At 66.2% G+C, this 1000-nt stretch carries 1 protein-coding gene; it reads left to right on the top strand.

Annotated elements, in window-relative coordinates; genetic code table 11:
• The coding region (locus tag FAS41_RS30695) for a methyl-accepting chemotaxis protein (RefSeq protein ID WP_138527028.1) at positions 1-1000 on the top strand (1000 nt) is incomplete at both ends.

The following is a 1000-nucleotide window of genomic DNA, read 5'->3' as shown; positions in this document are numbered from 1 at the left end:
TGTGGCTCACCGCCCGTGGCGTAACCCGCCCGATCCTCAACGTTGCTGCCATGCTGCGCAACATCGCCAGCGGCGAGGGCGACCTGACCAAGCGCCTGGACTACAGCGGCAAGGACGAGCTGGGCGAGCTGGCTGGCTGGTTCAACCGCTTCCTCGACAAGCTGCAGCCGATCATCCGCGACGTGAAATCCTCGGTGCAGGACGCCCGCGCCACGGCCGACCAGTCCTCGGAGATCGCCAGCCAGACCAGCGCCGGCATGCAGCAGCAATTCCGCGAAGTCGACCAGGTCGCCACCGCCTCGCAAGAGATGAGCGCCACCGCCCACGACGTCGCCAACAGTGCTGCCATGGCCGCCGACGCCGCCCGTGGCGCCGACGGGGCAACCCGCGATGGCCTCAATGTCATCGACAACACCACCCGCCTGATCGATGAGCTCGCCAGTGACATGAGCAGCGCCATGAGCCAGGTCGAAGGGTTGGCGGCGAGCAGTGAACAGATCGGTTCGGTGCTGGAAGTGATCCGCGGCATCGCCGAGCAGACCAACCTGCTGGCCCTCAACGCCGCCATCGAAGCGGCCCGCGCCGGTGAAGCCGGCCGCGGCTTCGCGGTGGTCGCCGACGAGGTACGCAACCTTGCCAAGCGCACTCAGGATTCGGTGGAGGAAATCCGCCAGGTCATCGAGGGCCTGCAGAACGGCACCCGTGATGTGGTCGGCGCGATGAGCAACAGCCACCGTCAGGCGCAGGACAGCGTAAGTCAGGTCGAACAGGCCGTGGCCGCGCTGAAACGCATCGGCGATGCGGTGGGTGTGATCACCGACATGAACCTGCAGATCGCCAGCGCCGCCGAGGAGCAAAGTGCGGTGGCCGAGGAGATCAACCGCAACGTCGCTGGCATCCGTGATGTGACCGAATCGCTGTCGAGCCAGGCGCAGGAGTCGGCGCAGGTCAGCCAGTCGCTGAACAAGCTGGCCAACCATCAGCAGGGGTTGATGGATCA

Source organism: Pseudomonas nicosulfuronedens (assembly GCF_005877905.1).
Lineage (GTDB): Bacteria > Pseudomonadota > Gammaproteobacteria > Pseudomonadales > Pseudomonadaceae > Pseudomonas > Pseudomonas nicosulfuronedens.
This window is presented reverse-complemented; position numbering and strand designations above follow the sequence as displayed.